Source organism: Streptomyces sp. NPDC002133 (assembly GCF_040296405.1).
Taxonomy (GTDB): domain Bacteria; phylum Actinomycetota; class Actinomycetes; order Streptomycetales; family Streptomycetaceae; genus Streptomyces.
Map to the genome: position 1 here is coordinate 1 of NZ_JBEOXF010000037.1, position 18,738 is coordinate 18,738.

General features: G+C 70.5%; 17 protein-coding genes and 2 tRNA genes. 10 read left to right on the top strand and 9 right to left on the bottom strand.

All coding sequences use genetic code 11. The features are described from left to right. On the bottom strand, positions 1-795 hold a 795-nt coding region (locus ABT078_RS28020), incomplete at its 3' end, for a zinc-dependent metalloprotease (RefSeq protein ID WP_351232427.1). Between the two features lie 190 nt (positions 796-985). Between ABT078_RS28020 and ABT078_RS28025 the strand changes: the two genes are divergently transcribed. The 4 genes from ABT078_RS28025 to ABT078_RS28040 all read left to right on the top strand — a co-directional run bounded on the left by ABT078_RS28025 (position 986) and on the right by ABT078_RS28040 (position 4,217). Continuing rightward, on the top strand, positions 986-2,098 hold the full coding sequence (locus tag ABT078_RS28025; RefSeq protein ID WP_351232429.1) for an SDR family oxidoreductase: 1,113 nt from the start codon (positions 986-988) through the stop codon (positions 2,096-2,098). A gap of 151 nt (positions 2,099-2,249) precedes the next feature. Further along, positions 2,250-2,711, top strand: coding sequence for a molybdenum cofactor biosynthesis protein MoaE (locus ABT078_RS28030; protein ID WP_351232431.1), 462 nt, complete (start codon positions 2,250-2,252; stop codon positions 2,709-2,711). Positions 2,712-2,873: 162 nt separating this feature from the next. Further along, positions 2,874-3,044 (top strand): hypothetical protein, encoded by a 171-nt coding sequence (locus ABT078_RS28035; protein ID WP_351232433.1) that lies wholly within the window; start codon positions 2,874-2,876, stop codon positions 3,042-3,044. 84 nt (positions 3,045-3,128) lie between these two features. Next, on the top strand, positions 3,129-4,217 hold the full coding sequence (locus ABT078_RS28040; RefSeq protein ID WP_351232436.1) for a YlbL family protein: 1,089 nt from the start codon (positions 3,129-3,131) through the stop codon (positions 4,215-4,217). Between the two features lie 100 nt (positions 4,218-4,317). Here the strand turns inward: ABT078_RS28040 and ABT078_RS28045 are convergent, their stop codons facing one another. Further along, positions 4,318-4,875: a PPA1309 family protein gene (locus tag ABT078_RS28045; RefSeq protein ID WP_351232438.1), complete on the bottom strand. Its 558-nt coding sequence runs from the start codon at positions 4,873-4,875 to the stop codon at positions 4,318-4,320. Between the two features lie 155 nt (positions 4,876-5,030). Here ABT078_RS28045 and ABT078_RS28050 point away from each other — a divergent pair, with 155 nt between their 5' ends. The 4 genes from ABT078_RS28050 (at position 5,031) to ABT078_RS28065 (ending at position 10,599) form a co-directional block, all read left to right on the top strand. Then, positions 5,031-7,925 (top strand): UPF0182 family membrane protein, encoded by a 2,895-nt coding sequence (locus ABT078_RS28050; protein WP_351232565.1) that lies wholly within the window; start codon positions 5,031-5,033, stop codon positions 7,923-7,925. Between the two features lie 94 nt (positions 7,926-8,019). Next, positions 8,020-8,093: transfer RNA gene (locus tag ABT078_RS28055), tRNA-Met, on the top strand. A 223-nt stretch (positions 8,094-8,316) separates the two neighbouring features. Continuing rightward, positions 8,317-10,440, top strand: coding sequence for a tetratricopeptide repeat protein (locus ABT078_RS28060; protein ID WP_502981360.1), 2,124 nt, complete (start codon positions 8,317-8,319; stop codon positions 10,438-10,440). Between the two features lie 85 nt (positions 10,441-10,525). After that, positions 10,526-10,599 (top strand) — tRNA-Met (locus ABT078_RS28065). Positions 10,600-10,812: 213 nt separating this feature from the next. Here ABT078_RS28065 and ABT078_RS28070 read toward each other — a convergent pair. Next, positions 10,813-11,229, bottom strand: coding sequence for a Fur family transcriptional regulator (locus ABT078_RS28070; RefSeq protein ID WP_351232442.1), 417 nt, complete (start codon positions 11,227-11,229; stop codon positions 10,813-10,815). 127 nt (positions 11,230-11,356) lie between these two features. Here ABT078_RS28070 and ABT078_RS28075 point away from each other — a divergent pair, with 127 nt between their 5' ends. Continuing rightward, complete coding sequence (locus ABT078_RS28075; RefSeq protein WP_351232444.1) at positions 11,357-12,835, top strand: catalase; 1,479 nt, start codon at positions 11,357-11,359, stop codon at positions 12,833-12,835. Between the two features lie 85 nt (positions 12,836-12,920). Here the strand turns inward: ABT078_RS28075 and ABT078_RS28080 are convergent, their stop codons facing one another. Together ABT078_RS28080 and hisN are read right to left on the bottom strand one after the other, a co-directional pair. Further along, positions 12,921-13,331: a CBS domain-containing protein gene (locus ABT078_RS28080; RefSeq protein WP_351232446.1), complete on the bottom strand. Its 411-nt coding sequence runs from the start codon at positions 13,329-13,331 to the stop codon at positions 12,921-12,923. Between the two features lie 240 nt (positions 13,332-13,571). Beyond that, a complete protein-coding gene (hisN, locus tag ABT078_RS28085) occupies positions 13,572-14,372 on the bottom strand; it encodes a histidinol-phosphatase (RefSeq protein WP_351232448.1) in 801 nt (266 codons plus the stop codon). Between the two features lie 156 nt (positions 14,373-14,528). Here hisN and ABT078_RS28090 point away from each other — a divergent pair, with 156 nt between their 5' ends. Then, complete coding sequence (locus ABT078_RS28090) at positions 14,529-15,158, top strand: TetR/AcrR family transcriptional regulator (RefSeq protein ID WP_351232450.1); 630 nt, start codon at positions 14,529-14,531, stop codon at positions 15,156-15,158. Here ABT078_RS28090 and ABT078_RS28095 read toward each other — a convergent pair. The 4 genes from ABT078_RS28095 to ABT078_RS28110 form a co-directional block, all read right to left on the bottom strand. Continuing rightward, entirely contained in the window at positions 15,124-15,447 is a 324-nt protein-coding gene (locus tag ABT078_RS28095) for a DMT family transporter (protein ID WP_351232452.1), read from the bottom strand. The genes ABT078_RS28090 and ABT078_RS28095 overlap by 35 nt on opposite strands. A 103-nt stretch (positions 15,448-15,550) precedes the next feature. After that, on the bottom strand, positions 15,551-16,564 hold the full coding sequence (gene rsgA / locus ABT078_RS28100; protein WP_351232454.1) for a ribosome small subunit-dependent GTPase A: 1,014 nt from the start codon (positions 16,562-16,564) through the stop codon (positions 15,551-15,553). A gap of 16 nt (positions 16,565-16,580) precedes the next feature. Further along, complete coding sequence (aroA, locus tag ABT078_RS28105; RefSeq protein ID WP_351232456.1) at positions 16,581-17,936, bottom strand: 3-phosphoshikimate 1-carboxyvinyltransferase; 1,356 nt, start codon at positions 17,934-17,936, stop codon at positions 16,581-16,583. Between the two features lie 48 nt (positions 17,937-17,984). Next, entirely contained in the window at positions 17,985-18,695 is a 711-nt protein-coding gene (locus ABT078_RS28110) for a M50 family metallopeptidase (RefSeq protein ID WP_351232458.1), read from the bottom strand. Positions 18,696-18,738: the final 43 nt, after the last annotated feature.

Sequence of the window (18,738 nt, forward strand, 5' to 3'; positions counted from 1 at the left end):
GCGCAGGGCGAGATACAGCCGCACCTCGTCCTTGGTCACGCCGAGGTCCTTGCCGAACGCCTCCACGTTCAGCGGGAGCAGTGCGGCCTTGCCGGCCGGTCCGAGCGGCAGCCCGATGTCCGTGGAGCCGACGACCTCGCCCGCCAGCACGCCGATGGCCTGACCGATCTGCTGGCCGAACATGGCGCCGCCCATGGAGCGCATCATGCCGATCAGCGGGCCCGCCATCGCCTGCATCTCCTCGGGCAGCACATCGCCCATCGCGAGGCCCACGCGCTCGGCGACCGGGTCGACGAGCTGCTGCCACGCCGGAAGGGTCGCCTCGACCCACTCGGCGCGGCTCCACGCCACGGCGGTGCCCGCACCCGAGGGCAGCGAGGTCACGCCGTCGAGCCACAGGTCGGCGAGACGGACGGCCTCCTCGACCGCGGCGCGCTCGGCTGGGCCGATGCTCGCGTCTTTCGTGCCGTCCTGGGTGCCCTGGGAGACCGTCTGGCGGGCGATCTGCTTCGCCATGTCCCAGTTCACCGGGCCGCCCTCATAGCTCAGCATCTGGCCGAGCTGCTGGAAGGCGGCGCCGAGGTCGGTAGGGTTCAGCGAACCGAACATCGCCGCGAACGGATTCTCCGCACCGCCCGCGCCGGCACCTGGGAATCCGAACGCGAAGGGGTTGTCCGGGCCGCCGCCCTGGCCGCCGGGCCCCTGCCCACCTCCGGCGGGGTCCTTCTTCTTGCCCTCGTCGCCGTTCTCCGGCTCCTCCGGCGGAAGGCCGAATCCGAATGGGGTGTCACTCACGGGTTTCCTCGGCTCGTAGGGCCGCCGGCTTCCTGCCGGCGGCGAATGCCCGACAACACCACCAGCCTAGACATCCGGGCCGGACAAGGGCTCGATGCTCCGTCGACTCATGGCCTGCGGCAGGATGGACGCCACCTGGTACGTACGCGTCATTCGCGCACTTACTGAAGACAACCGCTGGAGACGCCCGGTGAGTTCCCCAGATCCGCAGGTTCGCGCAGCGCGAAACCACTCAACCCCGGCCATGGGGCGCGGCCCCGTGGTCGCGGTCACCGGCGCCGCATCGGGCGTCGGAGACCTGCTGACCAGGCGCCTCGTCGCATCCGACGAGATCAAGCAGGTCATCGCCATCGACGAGCGGCGCGGCGACGTTCCCGAGGCGCACTGGCACATTCTCGACGTCCGCGACCCGGCGATCGCCGAGAAGCTGCGCGGGGCCGACGTCGTCGTCCACCTCGCGCTGGACCTGGACCTGGAGACGGATCCGGCGGCGCGTACCGCGTACAACGTGCGCGGCACCCAGACCGTGCTCACCGCCGCCGCGGCCGCAGGCGTCCACCGGGCCGTCCTGTGCACGTCGGCGATGGTCTACGGGGCGCTGCCCGACAACGACATCCCGCTCTCCGAGGACGCGGAGCTGCGCGCCACGGCGGAGGCGACCGGCGTCGGCGACCTGCTGGAGATCGAACGCCTGGGCCGGCGCGCGCCCCGCGCCCACCCGGGACTGAACGTCACGGTGGTGAGGCCGGCCGTCCTGGTGGGCGGCACGGACACGGCGCTCACCCGCTACTTCGAGTCCCCGCGGCTGCTCGTGGTCGCCGGATCCCGTCCCACCTGGCAGTTCTGCCACGTGGAGGACCTGGTGAGCGCGCTGGAGTACGCGGCTCTGGAGAAGGTCGACGGGGAGTTCGCGGTCGGCTGCGACGGCTGGCTTGAGCAGGAGGAGGTCGAGGAGCTCAGCGGCATCCGGCGCATGGAGCTGCCGTCCGCGGTCGCGCTGGGCGCGGCGGCCCGGCTGCACCGGATCGGCCTCACCCCGTCCCCCGCCGGGGACCTGGCGTACACGATGCACCCCTGGGTGGTCAGTGTCGGACGGCTGCACGACGCCGGGTGGCGACCGCACTGGACGAACGAGGAGGTTCTCGCCGCGCTCCTGGAGGAGGTCGAGGGCCGGCACACCGTCGCGGGCCGCCGCCTCGGTCGCAAGGACGCCACGGCCGCCGCCGGTGCCGCGGGCGCGACCGTAGCGCTGCTCGGTACGGCCGCGCTGGTGCGGCGTGCCCGCAAGCGGCGCGGCCTGTAGCGGCGCGGCCCGCGCCCGTATCTCGCTGTGGCCCGTACCCCATGTGGCCGTACCTGTCTGTACCTCTCTGCAGGAGGCTCCAAGCACAGCCGAGGTCGCCCGGGGGAAAGCGCTATTCCGCGATGCCAGGGGCGTACGGCACGATGGGGCCATGGCACGCACGAACGAGCACCCCGGAGAGCAGGCGGCAGCGGACCCCATCCGCCTCCTGGAGATCCGTGACACCCCGCTCTCCGTCGACGAGGTCTTCCGCGCCGTCGGTGACGACGCGGCCGGCGGCGCGGCGCTGTTTGTCGGCACCGTGCGCAACCACGACGGCGGCGCCGACGTCGACACGCTCGGCTATTCCTGCCATCCCACCGCAGAGGCGGAGATGCGCCGCGTCGCGGAGAAGGTGGCCGCGGAATACCCGGTTCGCGCCCTCGCCGCCATCCACCGTGTGGGTGATCTGAAGATCGGGGATCTCGCGGTTGTCGTCGCCGTCTCGTGCCCGCACCGCGGTGAGGCGTTCGAGGCCTGCCGCAAGTTGATCGACGACCTGAAGCACGAGGTCCCGATCTGGAAGCACCAGCGCTTCTCGGACGGTACGGAGGAGTGGGTGGGGGCCTGCTGACCGCGCTGTCGGGATGAATGACGGGCACCCCTCCCGGCTGTTACCGCGAGTCGATTTGCGTAACCGCCCCCCTGGCCCGAGCGTTGAACCGACGGATGGTTAATCTGCTGATCAGGTAGCTGTTGCAGCAGTTGCTCCAGCGCATGGGGTTGGGAGGTCGGGATGGCGGCACTTGCCTGGTTGCTGATTCCGCTGATCGCTGCCATCGGTGCAGCGATATGGGGAAGCTGGGCCTCGCGCGATCGAACCACCGGGGACGTGGCCGAGCTCGCCGGCTATGCCCGCTTCCGTGATGCCATGGAGAAGTCCCACTCCGGTTCGGACGCCGCCTGAGGCCTGCCGCGAGCCCTCTGCCCAGGGCCCCGTACGGACCGGCCCGACGGGTGTACTGACGGACCAGTCCCGTACTGTCGTTCCATGCCACGCCGCACTGCGACGATGCTCGCCTCCACCCTCGTCCTCATTGTGCTGCTCTGTGTGGGCGTGTTCATGACGCCGCCCTACTCCGAGATGACGCCCGGGCCCACGGTGAACACGCTCGGCGAGTCCGGTGGCGAGCCGGTGCTGCACGTTTCCGGCCGCAAGACGTACCCGACCTCCGGAAACCTCAACATGACGACGGTGCGGGTCACCGGCGCCGACTACAAGATGAACCTCGCCGAGGTGGTCTACGGCTGGCTTGCTCACGACAACGTGGTGGTGCCGCACGAGACCCTCTATCCGGACGGCAAGACGGAGGAGCAGTCCACCCAGGAGAACGCCGAGGAGTTCACCCAGTCGCAGGAGAGCGCCAAGGTCGCGGCGCTGCGGGAGCTGAAGATCCCGGTGAAGACGCGTGTGGTCGTCTCCTCCGTCCGCAAGGACAGCCCCGCGCAGGGCGTGCTGCACGCCGGCGATGTGATCAAGGCCGTGGACGGTACGCCGGTCAAGGCGCCGGACGATGTCGCGAAGGCCGTCACCAAGCACGAACCCGGCGGCGCGGTGGTCTTCTCCATCGTCCCGGCGAAGGAGGCGGCCGCCGCGGAGAAGGCCGGCAAGGAGCCGACCGCCGCGCAGGACGTGTCCGTGAGCACCGTGAAGTCGGACGAGGGCGACCGGGCCATCGTCGGCATCACCGCCGGCACGGACCACACGTTCCCGTTCACCATCGACATCAAGCTCGCCGATGTGGGCGGACCGAGCGCGGGACTGATGTTCGCGCTCGGCCTCGTCGACAAGCTCACTCCGTCCGATCTGACCGGCGGCAAGTTCGTCGCCGGCACCGGCACGATCGACGAGAGGGGTGCGGTCGGCCCGATCGGCGGCATCGAGATGAAGCTGGTGGGCGCGCGGAACGCGGGCGCGGAGTACTTCCTGACGCCCAGCGACAACTGCAGGTCCGCCGCCTCCGACATCCCCGACGGCCTCACCCTGGTCCGGGTCAAGACCATCGACGACGCCGTGAAGTCCCTGGAGAAGATCCGCACCGGCGACACGACCGGTCTGCCCAGCTGCTCCACCGGCTGACCGGGTCGGCCGGGCCACGGGGGCGCGCCCTGGACCGAGCACGCCCCCTCGCGCGGCCGGCCGTCGACCGCCGGCCGGGCGCCCCGGCGCCACCCCGCAGCTACGCCTCGAAGGTCGCGGACAGCGCCTCGGCCAGCCCCGGCACCAGGTCGGAACCGGTCAGGACCTCCGTGGGGGAGTCCTTCTCCCGCAGCCGCAGCGCCGACTCGCGCGCGCCGTCGCGGAGCACCGCCACTGTCATCCGGACCTCCTGACGGTCCGGGTGTCCTGCGACCCACTTCGCCAGGCCGGCCTCGTCGAGGCCCTCCGGTACGGACGCCTCGGCGGACGGCGGCAGCATCAGCCGCTCCACCGTCAGGGCGCAGCCCGCCACCGCGTCGGGCCAGGCGATCGTGGCGAGGAACTCGTCGAGAGCGGTGCCCGAGGGGATCTCGTCCTGCTCGACCGGGGTCAGCGGAGCGGCCGGCTCTCCGTCGTCGAGACCGAGCTGGGCGGCGAGGCCCGGCTCCTGTGTGCGCAGCTGCGCGGTGTCGACGAGGGCGAAGAGCCTCGCCGGCTGGTCCCAGCCGAGGCCGGAGGTGTACTCGTCGATTTCGAGCACCGCTCGCGTGAGCGGGCTCGCGGCCATCGGGGGGCCTGAGGGGGAAACGTTGGACATGGTCAATATCCTGCCTCCTTCGGACCCGGAGTCGGGAACTAGGTAAAGCTTCAGTAAGTTGCATGAGTGGGCTCTACGATCGCTGAGCCTGCTTTGCACAGGGCTTACACGAATTACACGACCGCGAACTCGAGGGGCGCACGTTGGCTTTCCAGATGCCGGACCGCGGCGGAGGCCCTACCGGGCCACGGATCAGAGTCGGTCGGCCGTCCCGGCGGGTCCGCACCCTGCTCATGACTCTGGGGGTGCTGGCCGTCCTGGCCATGGCCTTTGTCATGTTCGCCGGGTTCTGGACCGACTGGCTGTGGTACCGCTCGGTGAAGTACTCGTCGGTGTTCACCACCACCCTCTGGACCAAGGTCGGCCTGTTCGCCGTCTTCGGCCTGCTGATGGCCGCCGCGGTCGGGGTGAACATCTGGCTGGCGCACCGCCTGCGCCCGCCCCTGAGCGCGATGTCGATGGAGCAGCAGAGCCTCGACCGCTACCGGATGAGTGTCGCCCCGTACAAGAAGTGGGTGCTCCTCGCGATCACCGCACTCGTCGGGCTGATCGCCGGAGCCTCCGCCTCCTCCCAGTGGCGCACCTGGCTCATGTGGGTCAACGGTGTGGCGTTCGGGCAGAAGGACCCCCAGTTCCAGATGGACGTGTCGTTCTACGCGTTCGATCTGCCCTGGTACCGCTTCCTGCTCGGCTTCGGCTTCGCCGCGGCCGTGCTCTCGCTGATCGCCGCCGCGCTCACGCACTATCTGTACGGGGGGCTGCGCATCACCAGCCCCGGCGCGCGGGCGACCGCCGCCGCCACCGGCCATCTCTCGGTGCTGCTCGGGCTCTTCGTCGCACTCAAGGCCGTGGCCTACTGGCTGGATCGGTACGGCCTGGCGGTGAAGTCCAGCGACTTCAAGGCGGCCGGCAACTGGACGGGCCTGCGGTACGTCGACGCCAACGCGTATCTGCCGGCCAAGACGATCCTCTTCTGCATCGCCGTGATCTGCGCGGTGCTGTTCTTCGCGACGCTTTGGCGCCGCACCTGGCAGCTGCCGGTGATCGGCTTCGGCCTGATGGTGCTGTCGGCGATCCTGATCGGCGGCCTGTACCCGGCCATTGTGCAGAAGTTCCAGGTCCAGCCGAACGAGCAGGCCAAGGAAGCGCCGTACATCCAGAAGAACATCGATGCCACGCGCATGGCGTACGGCATCGACACGGCCAAGGCCGAGGACTACGCAGGCAAGGGCGACCCGAAGCGCAAGGCGGAGCAGCGCGAGCAGTCGACGTCCGCCGCCAGCTACCGGCTCGTCGATTCCAACATCGTGTCGCCCGCCTTCCAGCAGCTCCAGCAGGAGCGGAAGTACTACCAGTTCCCCGCGACCCTGGACGTCGACCGGTACACCGGCCCGGACGGAAAGCCGCAGGACACGGTCATCGGTCTGCGCGAGCTCAACATCAAGGGCATCCCCAAGCGCAACTGGATCAACGACCACTTCACCTACACCCACGGCTACGGCGCGATCGCGGCCAAGGGGACGAGCGCGGTCACGGATCCGGACGAGGGCACGGTGGGCGCGCCCGACTTCACCGAGTCCGGTCTGCCGACGACCGGTCAGCTCGGCAAGTACGAGCAGCGGATCTACTACGGCGAGAAGACCGAGCAGTACTCGATCGTGGGCGGCCCCCAGAAGGAGCTCGACTACGAGAAGAACGGTGAGGAGACCACCAGCTACAAGGGTAAGAGCGGGGTCAACCTCTCCAACGGGTTCAACCGAGCGGCGTACGCCGTGTCGTTCAACGAGCCGCAGATCCTCTACTCAGGGGCGATCGGCGAGGGCTCGCGGATCCTCTACAACCGCACGCCCAAGGAGCGCGTCGAGGCGGTGGCCCCCTGGCTCACCATCGACGGCGACGCCTACCCGGCGGTGGTCGACGGCCGTATCAAGTGGATCGTCGACGCGTACACCACGACGAACGGCTACCCCTACGCCTCGCGTACGACGCTGGGCGAGACGACGGCCGACTCACTGACCGACACCCAACGGGCCGTCGTTGCGCAGCAGAACCAGGTCAACTACATCCGCAATTCGGTGAAGGCCACCGTCGACGCGTACGACGGCTCGGTCGAGCTGTACCAGTGGGACACCGCGGACCCGGTTCTCAAGACCTGGATGAAGGCCTTCCCGGACACGGTGAAGCCGAAGGGCGACATCGATCCGGCCCTGCTGGCCCATCTGCGCTACCCGCAGGACATCTTCAAGGTCCAGCGCGAGCTGCTCACCCGCTACCACGTCACCGACCCCGAGCAGTTCTACAGCGGCAGTGACGCCTGGCAGGTGCCGGACGACCCGACGAACCAGGACACCAGCGCGGTCCCGCCGTACTACCTGAGCCTCAAGATGCCTGGCGACAGCGAGCAGAAGTTCTCCCTGACGACGACGTTCACACCCAACGGGCGCCCCAACCTCGGTGCCTACATGGCCGTCGACGCCGATGCGAACAGCAAGAACTACGGCTCGATAAGGCTGCTGAGAGTCACGTCGACCGTCCAAGGGCCCTCGCAGGTGCAGAGCGAGCTCAACAGCGTGCCCGAGGTCGCGACGTTCGTGCGTGACCTCAGGGGTACGGATTCGGAGATCGACTACGGCAACCTGCTCACGGTTCCGCTGGACGGCGGGTTCCTGTACGTCGAGCCGGTGTACGCCCGAGGCGGCGCCGCGAACTACCCGCTGCTGAAGAAGGTGGCCGTCTCGTACGGCGGCAAGCCCGTCTTCAAGGACAGCCTGGCGGAGGCGCTGAACGCGGTCTTCGGGGTCGACGGCGCCGAGCAGCCGCCCACGACGCCACCGCCGCCGAGTGACACGACGAAGCCGCCGGTCACCGGTGAGGTGGCACTGAAGCAGGCCATCGCGGACGCGCAGAAGGCGTACGAGGAGGGCCAGGCCGCACTCAAGAAGAACGACTGGGCGGCGTACGGCAAGGCCCAGGCGGACCTGCAGGCAGCGCTGGAACGCGCGGCCGCGGCACAGTCCCAGCAGCCGCAGTCGCAGCCGCAGGGAGACTGACCGCAAGGCCGGGCGGTGGCAGGTGGCTGCCCGGTGGCCGAAGGGCCGCCGGGCAGTGGCCGCCACGCACCGTGGTACGGTTGGTGCACAACGACGCGGGGTGGAGCAGCTCGGTAGCTCGCTGGGCTCATAACCCAGAGGTCGCAGGTTCAAATCCTGTCCCCGCTACTGAAGTCGAGGGCCCGGATCCATCAAGGATCCGGGCCCTTGTCATGCGCCGGGGGCGTTCGGGGGAAGTGGGTGGCGGGTGTGGCGAGTTGGTCGGGGCGGGTTGGGGTGAGACGTGTTTGACTTATCTCTCTGTGGGCATGTCGACAAAACGCTGAAGTGACCTCACTGGCTGCGGTATACCAGGTGTACGCGGGTTGCGGGTGGTGCGACGATGGGATTTATGGGGGACAGGGCAACTCTGTTGACTACAGGGCGGTTTGCGCAGCGGCATACCGGAACCGCGATGAGCGCGGTCGGTATCGATGCCGTGGAGGCGGCAGGCGCCCTGGATCTCACCGAGCCCTTCGACGCCCTGGCGCCCGCCGGCCTCGCGGGGCCGGCCGCGTCCACCGACCACGTGGAACCCCTCGAGTCCATGGACTCCCTCGAGTCCGGTGAATCCCTCGATTTCGCCGGGTCCGCCGGCTCCGTCGAACCCATGGACGCCGTCGACGCCGTCGAGTCGGCCGAGACCGAGATCGAGGCGCGCCACCGTCGTGCGGCCGAGGCCGGGGACATCCCCTCCATGAGCGTGCTCGGGGCGATGCTGCTGCGCCGCGGCGACCTGGACGGCGCGGAGCCGTTTCTGCGCGGCGCGACCGCCGAGGGCGACCGCGCCGCCGCGAACAACCTGGGTGTGCTGCTCCACCAGCGCGGCTACGCCGACGAGGCGGCCGGCTGGTGGCGCATCGCCGCTGTCGCGGGCTCCGCGGCGGCCGCGCACGCCCTGGGCCGGCACTACCGCGAGCGCGGCGACGAGCCCGCCGCCGAGTACTGGCTGCGGCAGTCGGCCGAGCAGGGCCATGCGCTCGGCGCTTACGCACTGGCCGACCTGCTGGAGCACCGCAGCGAGCCCGGCGCGGAGCGCTGGCTCCGCGCGGCCGCGGAGCAGGGCCACCGGGAGGCGGCCTACCGGCTGGCGCGTGCGCTGGAGCGCCACGCCGTGACCGCGGACGTGCGCCCGGACCGCCCGCAGGGTGTCCGGCTCGACAACGGCAGCCGTGCGGCCGAGCGCGGGAGCCGTGGTGCGCGTGTGCCGGGCGCGGGCGACCGTGCGCCCGGGCGGGCCGAGACGGACGCCGCAGGGACGCGGGCGCTGTGGCGGGAGGCCGAGCAGTGGTACCGGCAGGCCGCCGCGCGAGGGCACCGGCGGGCCGCGCTGCATCTGGGGGCGATCCTGGAGCGGCGGGGCGAGCTGAAGGAGGCCGGGCGGTGGTACCTCACCTCCGCGAAGGACGGCGAGGCCCGTGCCGCCTGCGCGCTCGGGTTCCTGCTGCGCGACGCCGGCGACGAGGAGAGCGCCGCCGTGTGGTGGCTGCGTGCCGCGCAGGACGGAGACGGCAACGCCGCCAACGCCCTGGGCGCACTGCACGCCGCCCGCGGTGAGCAGCAGACAGCCGAGCGCTGGTACCGCGCGGCCATGGACGCGGGCGACGTCAACGGTGCCTACAACCTCGGCCTGCTCTGCGCCGCCCAGGACCGCACCGTCCAGGCGGAGCAGTGGTACCGCCGCGCCGCCTATGCGGGCCACCGCGAGGCCGCCAACGCGCTCGCCGTGCTGCTTCTCCAGGCCGGTGACGCGGCCGGGGCGGAGCCGTGGTTCTCCAAGGCCGCGGAGGCCGGCAGCGTGGACGCCGCGTTCAACCTCGGCATCCTGTACGCCGGCCGGGACGACGACCGTACGGCGCTGCGCTGGTACGAGCGGGCAGCCGCCGCGGGGCACACCGAGGCCGCCCTCCAGGTCGGCATGGCGCGCCTGCGCGACGGCGAGGAGCGGGAGGCGGAGCGACACCTGCGGTGCGCGGCCGGTGGTGGCAGCGCCGAGGCGGCGTTCCGGCTCGCGACCGTGCTCGATGCACGCCAGGTGCCGCCCGGACCGCCGGCACTCGGTGAGCCGGTGACCGAGAAGACGGAGTGCGAGGAGTGGTACGAGCGGGCCGCCGAGCAGGGGCACCGGCGTGCGCAGGTACGGGTCGGCATGCTCGCAGCGGCGCGCGGTGACCTCGAGGATGCGGCGCGGTGGTACCGGGAGGCCGCGGAGTCGGGCAGCCGCAACGGGGCGTTCAACCTCGGGCTGCTGCTCGCCCGTGAGGGCAACGAGCGCGAGGCGGCCCTGTGGTGGGCGCGCGCCGCCCGGGCCGGGCACGGACGTGCGGCGCTGCGGATGGCGCTGCTCGCGGCGCGGCGGGGCGAGCTCGCGGAAGGCCAGCGGTGGTGTGCGCGGGCCGTGGACCTGGGGCCGGAGGAGGTCGCGAAGCGCGCGGAGGCGTTGCGGGAGGCGCTGCATCAGGAGCTGACGGCGTGATCGCTCGGCATCATGCCGTGACGAACAGGCGAACGATTATCGATTTGCTCTGGTCCGTGGGGTGACGTACTGTTGGGCTCACCGACGCGGGGTGGAGCAGCTCGGTAGCTCGCTGGGCTCATAACCCAGAGGTCGCAGGTTCAAATCCTGTCCCCGCTACTGAAACCGAAGGCCCGGATCCTTGAGGATCCGGGCCTTCGGCGTGTTCGAGGCTGCGGGCCGGTGGATGGTCCCGTGCACACTGGTTCTCCCCCGGAGCGTCGGCGCCCGAAAGCCCCGGCGGCTCGTTCCCGGAGAGCCCCGGTGGAACGACCGCCCACGAGACACGGCAAGAGAGAGCAGCCGGCGACCGAGGCCGGGCGATGACCGGAGCTAGACGTTCGCGCAGTTCGGGCAGATGCCCCGGTAAGTGACCTCGACGTCGGAGATCGTGAAGCCGAAGCGCTCGGCAGCCGGGAGGTCCGACAGAGGGTTGCCCGTCGGGTGGACGTCGCGGATGGCGCCGCAGCGGGCGCAGACCAGGTGCTGGTGCGGACGGTGCGCGTTCGGGTCGTACCGCTTGGCGCGGCGGTCCGTGGACACCTCCAGGATTTCGCCCAGCGACACCAGCTCCCCCAGCGTGTTGTACACCGTCGCGCGGGAGATCTCCGGCAGCCGCTCGACGGCACGTGCGTGCACCTCGTCGGCGGTCAGGTGAACGTGCTCACCGTCGAGGACCTCGGCCACGACGCGACGCTGCGCGGTCATCCGCCAGCCGCGTCCGCGCAGTCGTTCCAACAGGTCACTCATACGTATCAGCCTAACAGTCTGGGGAGGCGCGTCCTGAACGGGTGTGACTTTGGATGTCTACTTGACTTAGACGATGTCCATCATAGGATCGTATTCGGCATTGGCCAAGGGGCAGGACTTGCTTCGAATGACGCAGGACACGCAGGAGGCGCACGTGATTCAGGGACCGCTCACCACGGAGGCCGGCGCGCCGGTCGCCGACAACCAGAACAGTGAGACCGCGGGCGTTGGCGGTCCGGTTCTGGTCCAGGACCAGCTGCTGCTCGAGAAGCTCGCGCACTTCAACCGTGAGCGCATCCCGGAGCGGGTCGTCCACGCGCGTGGTGCCGGCGCCTATGGCACGTTCACCGTGACGGCCGACGTCAGCCGGTACACCCGCGCGAAGTTCCTCTCCGAGGTCGGCAAGCAGACCGAGACCTTCCTGCGCTTCTCCACCGTCGCGGGCAACCTCGGCGCGGCCGACGCGGTCCGTGACCCGCGCGGCTTCGCGCTGAAGTTCTACACCGAAGAGGGCAACTACGACCTCGTCGGCAACAACACCCCGGTGTTCTTCGTCAAGGACGCCATCAAGTTCCCCGACTTCATCCACACGCAGAAGCGCGACCCGTACACGGGCAGCCAGGAAGCGGACAACGTCTGGGACTTCTGGGGCCTCAGCCCCGAGTCGACGCACCAGGTGACTTGGCTCTTCGGTGACCGCGGCATCCCCGCCTCGTACCGCCACATGAACGGCTACGGCTCGCACACGTACCAGTGGAACAACGAGGCCGGCGAGGTCTTCTGGGTCAAGTACCACTTCAAGACCGACCAGGGCATCAGGAACCTCACGCAGGCCGAGGCCAACAAGCTCGCGGGTGAGGACCCGGACAGCCACCAGCGCGACCTGCGCGAGTCCATCGAGCGCGGCGACTTCCCGTCCTGGACCGTGCAGGTCCAGATCATGCCGGCGGCCGATGCGGCGACCTACCGCTTCAACCCGTTCGACCTCACCAAGGTGTGGCCGCACGAGGACTACCCGCCGATCGAGATCGGCAAGCTGGAGCTCAACCGCAACCCGGAGAACATCTTCGCGGAGGTCGAGCAGTCCATCTTCAGCCCTGCGAACTTCGTGCCGGGCATCGGTCCGTCCCCGGACAAGATGCTCCAGGGCCGTCTCTTCGCGTACGGCGACGCCCACCGCTACCGCGTCGGCATCAACGCCGACCACCTGCCGGTGAACCGCCCGCACGCCACCGAGGCGCGCACCAACTCCCGTGACGGCTTCCTGTACGACGGTCGCCACAAGGGTGCCAAGAACTACGAGCCGAACAGCTTCGGCGGCCCCTTCCAGACGGACCGTCCGCTGTGGCAGGCGACCGCCGTCTCCGGCGGCACGGGCAACCACGTGGCCCCGTCGCACGCCGAGGACAGCGACTTCGTCCAGGCGGGCAACCTTTACCGCCTGATGTCCGAGGACGAGAAGGGCCGTCTGATCGAGAACCTGTCGGGCTTCATCGCCAAGGTCTCCCGCGACGAGATCGCCGCGCGTGCGATCGACAACTTCCGTCAGGCTGACGGCGACTTCGGCAAGCGGTTGGAGGCCGCGGTCCAGGCCCTGCGCGGCTGACACACCAGTACTGGGCCGCTTGTCGTGGAGAGAGGGCCGGATCCCCGTTCAGGGGTCCGGCCCTCTTGTGTGCTCCGCGGCCTCCCTAGCCGCTGAGTGCGGCTGCCGTCGCACGCCGCCGGGCGGCCGGCGTCCAGCAGCGGATGATGTCGCGTACGGAGACGATGCCGACGGGACCGTGGGCGTCGAGCACGATGAGATGGCGGAAGCCGCCGTGCGTCATGGCCTCCGCGGCCTCCTCCAGCGTCCAGGCGGGGGCGGCGAAGACGACGTCGGTGGTGGTGTGGGTGCCTGCGATTTCGCGGTCGGGGTCCTGACCGGCGCCGAGCGAGTTCAGGATGTCCCGCTCGGTGAGGATGCCGAGACCACTGGTGTCGGGGTCGAGGACGACGGCCGCCCCGACGCGGCGCGCGGACATCAGCCGGGCTGCCTGGCGGAGGGTGTGTGCGGGGCCGATGGTGAGGACCACCGTGCTCATGGCGTCACGGACGAGCATGGACGGAGCCACCTCCTTGGTGAACCGTTCAACGAGAACTGATTCACAAGTTCACAAGTGGGGGGACTCTCAGCGTGGCAGCGATGTGCGATACCAACAAGGGGGCGTGCGCGGCCGAGTGGGGGCGCGAATGGCGCGCGGCCGGTGGAGGGGTGGGTTCGGTGCTGCTGGACGGCCCTGTGCCGTCCGGGCGTCGGCGGCCGTCCCCCTGATACCCGGCACCGACAAGCCGTGCGCGCGTCAGTAGCGCTGGTTGAGATAGCCCAGCAGCTCCTCGTGCAGCAGCCCGTTCGACGCCGCCGCGTTGCCGCTGTGCGGGCCGCGTAGCCCGTCCAGGCCGGTGAACGTGCCGCCCGCTTCCTGGACCACGATCGCGGTCGCCGCCATGTCCCACAGCGAGAGCTCCGGCTCCGCGCAGATTTCCACCGAACCCTCGGCCACCATCATGTACGGCCAGAAGTCGCCGTACGCCCGCGTGCGCCACACCGCCCGGGTCAGATCGAGGAAGCCGTCCAGCCGCCCGTACTCCTCCCAGCCGCCGAGCGAGGAGTACGCGAACGACGCGTCCGAGAGCCGGGACACCTTCGAGACGTGGAGGCGGGTCGCGGAGGACAGGCTGCGGCCGGTGTACGCGCCCGTGCCCTTCGCCGCCCACCACCGGCGGCCGAGCGCCGGTGCCGACACCACACCGACGACGGGCTGGTAGCCGCCCTCACCGGCCTCCATCAGGGAGATCAGCGTCGCCCACACGGGAACCCCGCGGACGTAGTTCTTCGTGCCGTCGATCGGGTCGATGACCCAGCGCCGCGGGCCGGTGCCCTCGATGCCGTACTCCTCGCCGAGGATCGCGTCGCGTGGCCTGGCGCGCTGGAGCTGGGAGCGGATCAGCTCCTCGGCCGCCTTGTCGGCCTCGCTCACCGGAGTCATGTCCGGCTTGGTCTCGACCTTGAGGTCGAGCGCCTTGAACCGGGCCATCGTCGCCGCGTCGGCGGCGTCCGCGAGGACATGGGCGAGACGCAGATCATCGTGGTAGTCGGCCATGGTCGAACTCTATCCCCGCAGGAGCAACCCAACTCCGGCCCCTCCGACTCCCCGTCGGGCGAGGCAGGGAACCGCACGCGCTCTTGACAGCGCGTGTCCACGCGTCAACTCTGAGCGCAGAGCCGCAGGGCCCCGGGGCCCGCCCGGGAGGCCACGATGCCATCAGCGCGAGAAGCACTGCTGAACGCCGCTCTCACCGCTCTCTACCATCTGCCCTGGTCGGGGATTCGGATGGTCGATGTCGCCTCCGTCGCGGGGGTCTCCCGTCAGACCCTCTACAACGAGTTCGGCAGCAAGGAGGGCCTTGCCCGCGCGCTCGTGCGGCGCGAGGCCGACGCGTATCTCCACGGAGTGGACCGGTCACTGCTCCTGGAGCGTGGCGCGGGCGGCGTCGAGCAGCTCGTGGCCGTCGCCGAGTGGACCGTCGGCGAGGCCCGCGCCAGGCCGCTGCTGCGTGCCCTGCTCACCGGCTGCTGGGGCGAGCGCCTGCCGGCGCCGCGCGCCGTGCGGACCGCCGCACTCTCCGGCGTGCCCGCGCAGCGCCGCGCGGACGCCGGGCATCCCGCGCCGTCCGAGCTGGCCACGGCCGTACGGGACCGCTCGTTCGCCGCCCTGGAACATGCCGCCCGGAGCCGTACCAAGGAGGAGGCCGCCGAGGTCGCCCACCGCTGCGAACTGGCCGTGCGGCTCGCGCTCTCGTGCGTCGTCGCGCCCGCCCCCGATGGCGTCGGTCAGCTCGTCCGTACGGCCGTCAGTGGGCCGGGCTGGAGAGCTGCAGGCCGATGACGCCGCAGATCACCAGGACGATCGAGACGATCTTCAGAGTGGAGGCCACCTCCCCGAGGAAGATCATTCCGTAGATCGCGGTGCCCGACGCGCCGATCCCCGTCCACACCGCGTAGGCGGGGCCGACGTCGAGCTTGCGCAGCGACAGCGTCAGCAGGCCGAAGCTGCTCATGGCGAAGATGGCGAACGCGATGGTCGGCCAGAGACGCGTGAAGCCGTGCGACAGCTTGAGACAGATCGCGAACCCCGTCTCCAGGAGTCCGGCGACGACTACCAGCAGCCACGCCATCGTCAGTGCCTCCCGCGTCCCAGTCCCACGCTCAGTGACTGCTTCGTCTCACTTGGTGCGATTATGCACTTACCAGCGGCGGGCGCTCGCAAACGTGCGCGGCTCAGTCGCCTTCGCGTCGTTCACGCGTGGCCAGCAGCCGCCTCAGTGAGTACAGACGCGCGGGATCGGCGTTTCCCTGAGCGACCCACTCGTCGAGTGCACAGTCCGGCTCGTCGTGCGAACAGGCGCGCGGACACCCCTCCGTGCCCGGTACGAGATCGGGAAAGGCCAGGATCACCCGCGAGGGATCGACATGGTGCAGCCCGAAGGACCGCACGCCGGGGGTGTCGATCACCCAGCCGTTGTCCTTGCCCGCGAGGGGGAGTGCGAGCGCCGACGTGGTGGTGTGCCGACCGCGGCCCGTGACCGCGTTCACCACGCCGGTGCTGCGCCACCGATCCATCGGGACGAGCGCGTTGACCAGGGTCGTCTTGCCGACACCGGAGTGGCCGACGAACGCGGTGGTCCGGCCCCTGAGGTGCTCGTAGACACGCTCGGCCGCGACGCCGCCCACGAACTCGTCGCGGGTGGTGACGACATGGGGAACACCCAGCGCGCCGTACAGCTCCAGCAGTTCGTCGGGCGAGGCCAGATCCGACTTGGTCAGCACCAGCAGCGGCTCCAGCCCGCCGTCGAACGCGGCGACCAGACAGCGGTCGATCAGCCGCGGGCGCGGTTCGGGGTCGGCGAGGGCCGTCACGATCGCCAGCTGGTCGGCGTTGGCGACGACGACGCGCTCGTACGGATCGTCGTCGTCGGCCGTGCGCCGCAGCACCGAGGCGCGCTCGCCGATGCGGACGATGCGGGCCAGGGTGTCCTTCCTGCCGGACAGATCACCGACCAGCTCGACGCGGTCGCCCACCACGGCGGCCTTGCGGCCCAGCTCGCGGGCCTTCATCGCCATGACCGTACGGTCCTCGACCAGGCAGGTGAGACGGCCGCGGTCGACGGTCAGGACCATGCCCTCCGCCGCGTCCTCGTGCTTGGGGCGGATGGACGTCCGGGGACGGTTGCCCTTGGGGTTCGGGCGCTGACGGATGTCGTCCTCGTCGGTGTGCTTGCCGTAGCGGCGCATTTCTTGCCGTCCCCGCTCAGTTGCCCGCGAGCATGTCGGTCCACATCCTCGGGAAGTCGGGCAGTGTCTTGGCTGTCGTCGCCACGTTCTCGATCTCCACTCCCTCGACAGCGAGACCGATGATCGAGCCGGCCGTCGCCATCCGGTGGTCGTCGTAGGTGTGGAACACCCCGCCGTGCAGCGGGCGCGGGCGGATGTGCAGCCCGTCCTCGGTCTCGGTGACATCGCCGCCGAGCTCGTTGATCTCCTTGGTGAGCGCGGCCAGGCGGTCCGTCTCGTGGAGGCGCAGATGCGCGACACCGCGCAGCGTCGAGGGGGAGTCGGCGAGCGCCGCGACCGCGGCGATGCCCGGGGTCAGCTCGCCGACCTCGCTCAGGTCGACGTCGATGCCGTGGATCCGGCCGGTGCCGGTGAACGTCAGCCCGGCGTCGGTCAGCTCGCAGGAACCGCCCATTTCGGTGAAGATCTCCCGCAGAGCGTCACCGGGCTGGGTGGTGTGCTCGGGCCAGTCGCGGACGGTGACGCGGCCGCCCGTCACCAGTGCGGCCGCCAGGAACGGCTGGGCGTTCGACAGATCCGGCTCCACGGTCAGATCCCGGCCGAGCAGGGCGCCGCTGCGCACCCGCCAGACGTTCGGCTCGCCGCCGGTCTCCGGCTCGTCGACCTGCGCACCGACGGTGCGGAGCATGTCGACCGTCATCCGGATGTGTGGCATCGACGGAAGTGTGGAGCCCACGTGCCGCACCTCGACGCCCTGGTTGAAGCGGGGTGCCGAGAGGAGCAGGGCGGACACGAACTGCGAGGACGAGGAGGCGTCGATCTCCACCGGGCCGCCGTCCAGCGCTCCACCGCCGTGCACGGTCAGCGGGAGCGCTCCGCGCCCGTCGTCGTCGATCCGGGCGCCCAGGGCACGCAGCCCGTTGATCACGCCGCCCAGCGGACGCTCGTACGAGCGCGGGTCGCCGTTGAAGCGGATCGGGCCGTCGGCGAGGGCGGCGACCGGAGGCAGGAAGCGCATCACGGTGCCGGCGTTGCCGACGTCGACGGTGGCGGGGCCGTGCAGCCCGGCGGGAATGACCCGCCAGGCCTCGCCGCAGTCCGGGCCGCCGGTGGCGGTGGAGCTGGAGGAGACCTGCTCCTCGATGCCGACGCCCATGGCCCGCAGGGCCTCGGCCATCAGCAGGGTGTCGCGGGACCGCAGCGGGCGGCGCAGCCAGCCGGGCTCGGCGGCCAGCGCCGCGAGGACCAGTCCGCGGTTGGTGACCGACTTGGATCCGGGCACGGTGACCGTCGCATCGACAGGCCCGCTCGCATGAGGGGCGGGCCAGAGGTCAAGGTGCTCGGGGTGCACGTGCACGGGGCTGTCGGTCATGGCCTTCACTTTAGTGGGCCGCAACCACCCCGGGTGTTCCACGACCGGTCACAGACCGAGCAGCCAGCGACCGCCACCGATCAGCGAGCACAGCGACACGGCGTGGAACAGGAAGAACCACATCGCGGGCGGCACATGCGTCAGCCGGGCCAGCTGGTCCGCGTCCGAGTCGGACGCGCCACCGTGCCGCCGCTTCGCCTGCAGCTCGAAGGCCGGCCGTACGCCGCCGAGCAGCAGGAACCACACCGCTGCGTAGGCGAACGCCGCCTGTACGGCGGGCTCGGTCAGCCAGGACACCAGGAGAAAGGCCGCGCCGGTGAGGATCACGGTGAGTGCCCCGTACGCGTTGCGGATCATCAGCAGCATGGCGATCAGCAGCGCCGTCGCCACCCACAGCAGCAGCGTGATGCGGTGCGCGGCGAGCAGCCAGGCGCCGCCGAGGCCGAGCAGCGGCGGCGCGGTGTAGCCCGCGGCCGCGGTCAGGATCATGCCGAGCCCGGTCGGCTTGCCGCGGCTGACGGTGAGGCCGCTGGTGTCGGAGTGCAGCCGGATGCCCTGCAGCCGGCGGCCGGTGACCAGGGCGATCAGGCCGTGACCGCCCTCGTGGGCAATGGTGATCGCATTGCGGGACAGCCGCCACAGCGCGTGCGGGACGACGGCGACGAGGGCGAGCGCGGCCGTGCCTATGACCAGCCACTGGTCGGGCGCGGGCTGGGTGCCGAATACTTCGACGGCGGCGACGGCGGCGGTGGTGGCCATTTCCGGGGTGGCTCCTCGGGACGCTGGGGATCGTGGCAGTGTG

Coding starts and splice junctions, on each gene's coding strand:
- ABT078_RS28090 (WP_351232450.1), top strand. CDS start 14,529: ATGCCATCAGCGCGAGAAGCACTGCTGAACGCCGCTCTCACCGCTCTC.
- ABT078_RS28075 (WP_351232444.1), top strand. CDS start 11,357: ATGACGCAGGACACGCAGGAGGCGCACGTGATTCAGGGACCGCTCACC.
- aroA (WP_351232456.1), bottom strand. CDS start 17,936: ATGACCGACAGCCCCGTGCACGTGCACCCCGAGCACCTTGACCTCTGG.
- ABT078_RS28060 (WP_502981360.1), top strand. CDS start 8,317: ATGGGGGACAGGGCAACTCTGTTGACTACAGGGCGGTTTGCGCAGCGG.
- ABT078_RS28050 (WP_351232565.1), top strand. CDS start 5,031: ATGCCGGACCGCGGCGGAGGCCCTACCGGGCCACGGATCAGAGTCGGT.
- ABT078_RS28070 (WP_351232442.1), bottom strand. CDS start 11,229: ATGAGTGACCTGTTGGAACGACTGCGCGGACGCGGCTGGCGGATGACC.
- ABT078_RS28080 (WP_351232446.1), bottom strand. CDS start 13,331: ATGCTCGTCCGTGACGCCATGAGCACGGTGGTCCTCACCATCGGCCCC.
- ABT078_RS28040 (WP_351232436.1), top strand. CDS start 3,129: ATGCCACGCCGCACTGCGACGATGCTCGCCTCCACCCTCGTCCTCATT.
- ABT078_RS28095 (WP_351232452.1), bottom strand. CDS start 15,447: ATGGCGTGGCTGCTGGTAGTCGTCGCCGGACTCCTGGAGACGGGGTTC.
- ABT078_RS28035 (WP_351232433.1), top strand. CDS start 2,874: ATGGCGGCACTTGCCTGGTTGCTGATTCCGCTGATCGCTGCCATCGGT.
- ABT078_RS28110 (WP_351232458.1), bottom strand. CDS start 18,695: ATGGCCACCACCGCCGCCGTCGCCGCCGTCGAAGTATTCGGCACCCAG.
- rsgA (WP_351232454.1), bottom strand. CDS start 16,564: ATGCGCCGCTACGGCAAGCACACCGACGAGGACGACATCCGTCAGCGC.
- hisN (WP_351232448.1), bottom strand. CDS start 14,372: ATGGCCGACTACCACGATGATCTGCGTCTCGCCCATGTCCTCGCGGAC.
- ABT078_RS28030 (WP_351232431.1), top strand. CDS start 2,250: ATGGCACGCACGAACGAGCACCCCGGAGAGCAGGCGGCAGCGGACCCC.
- ABT078_RS28045 (WP_351232438.1), bottom strand. CDS start 4,875: ATGTCCAACGTTTCCCCCTCAGGCCCCCCGATGGCCGCGAGCCCGCTC.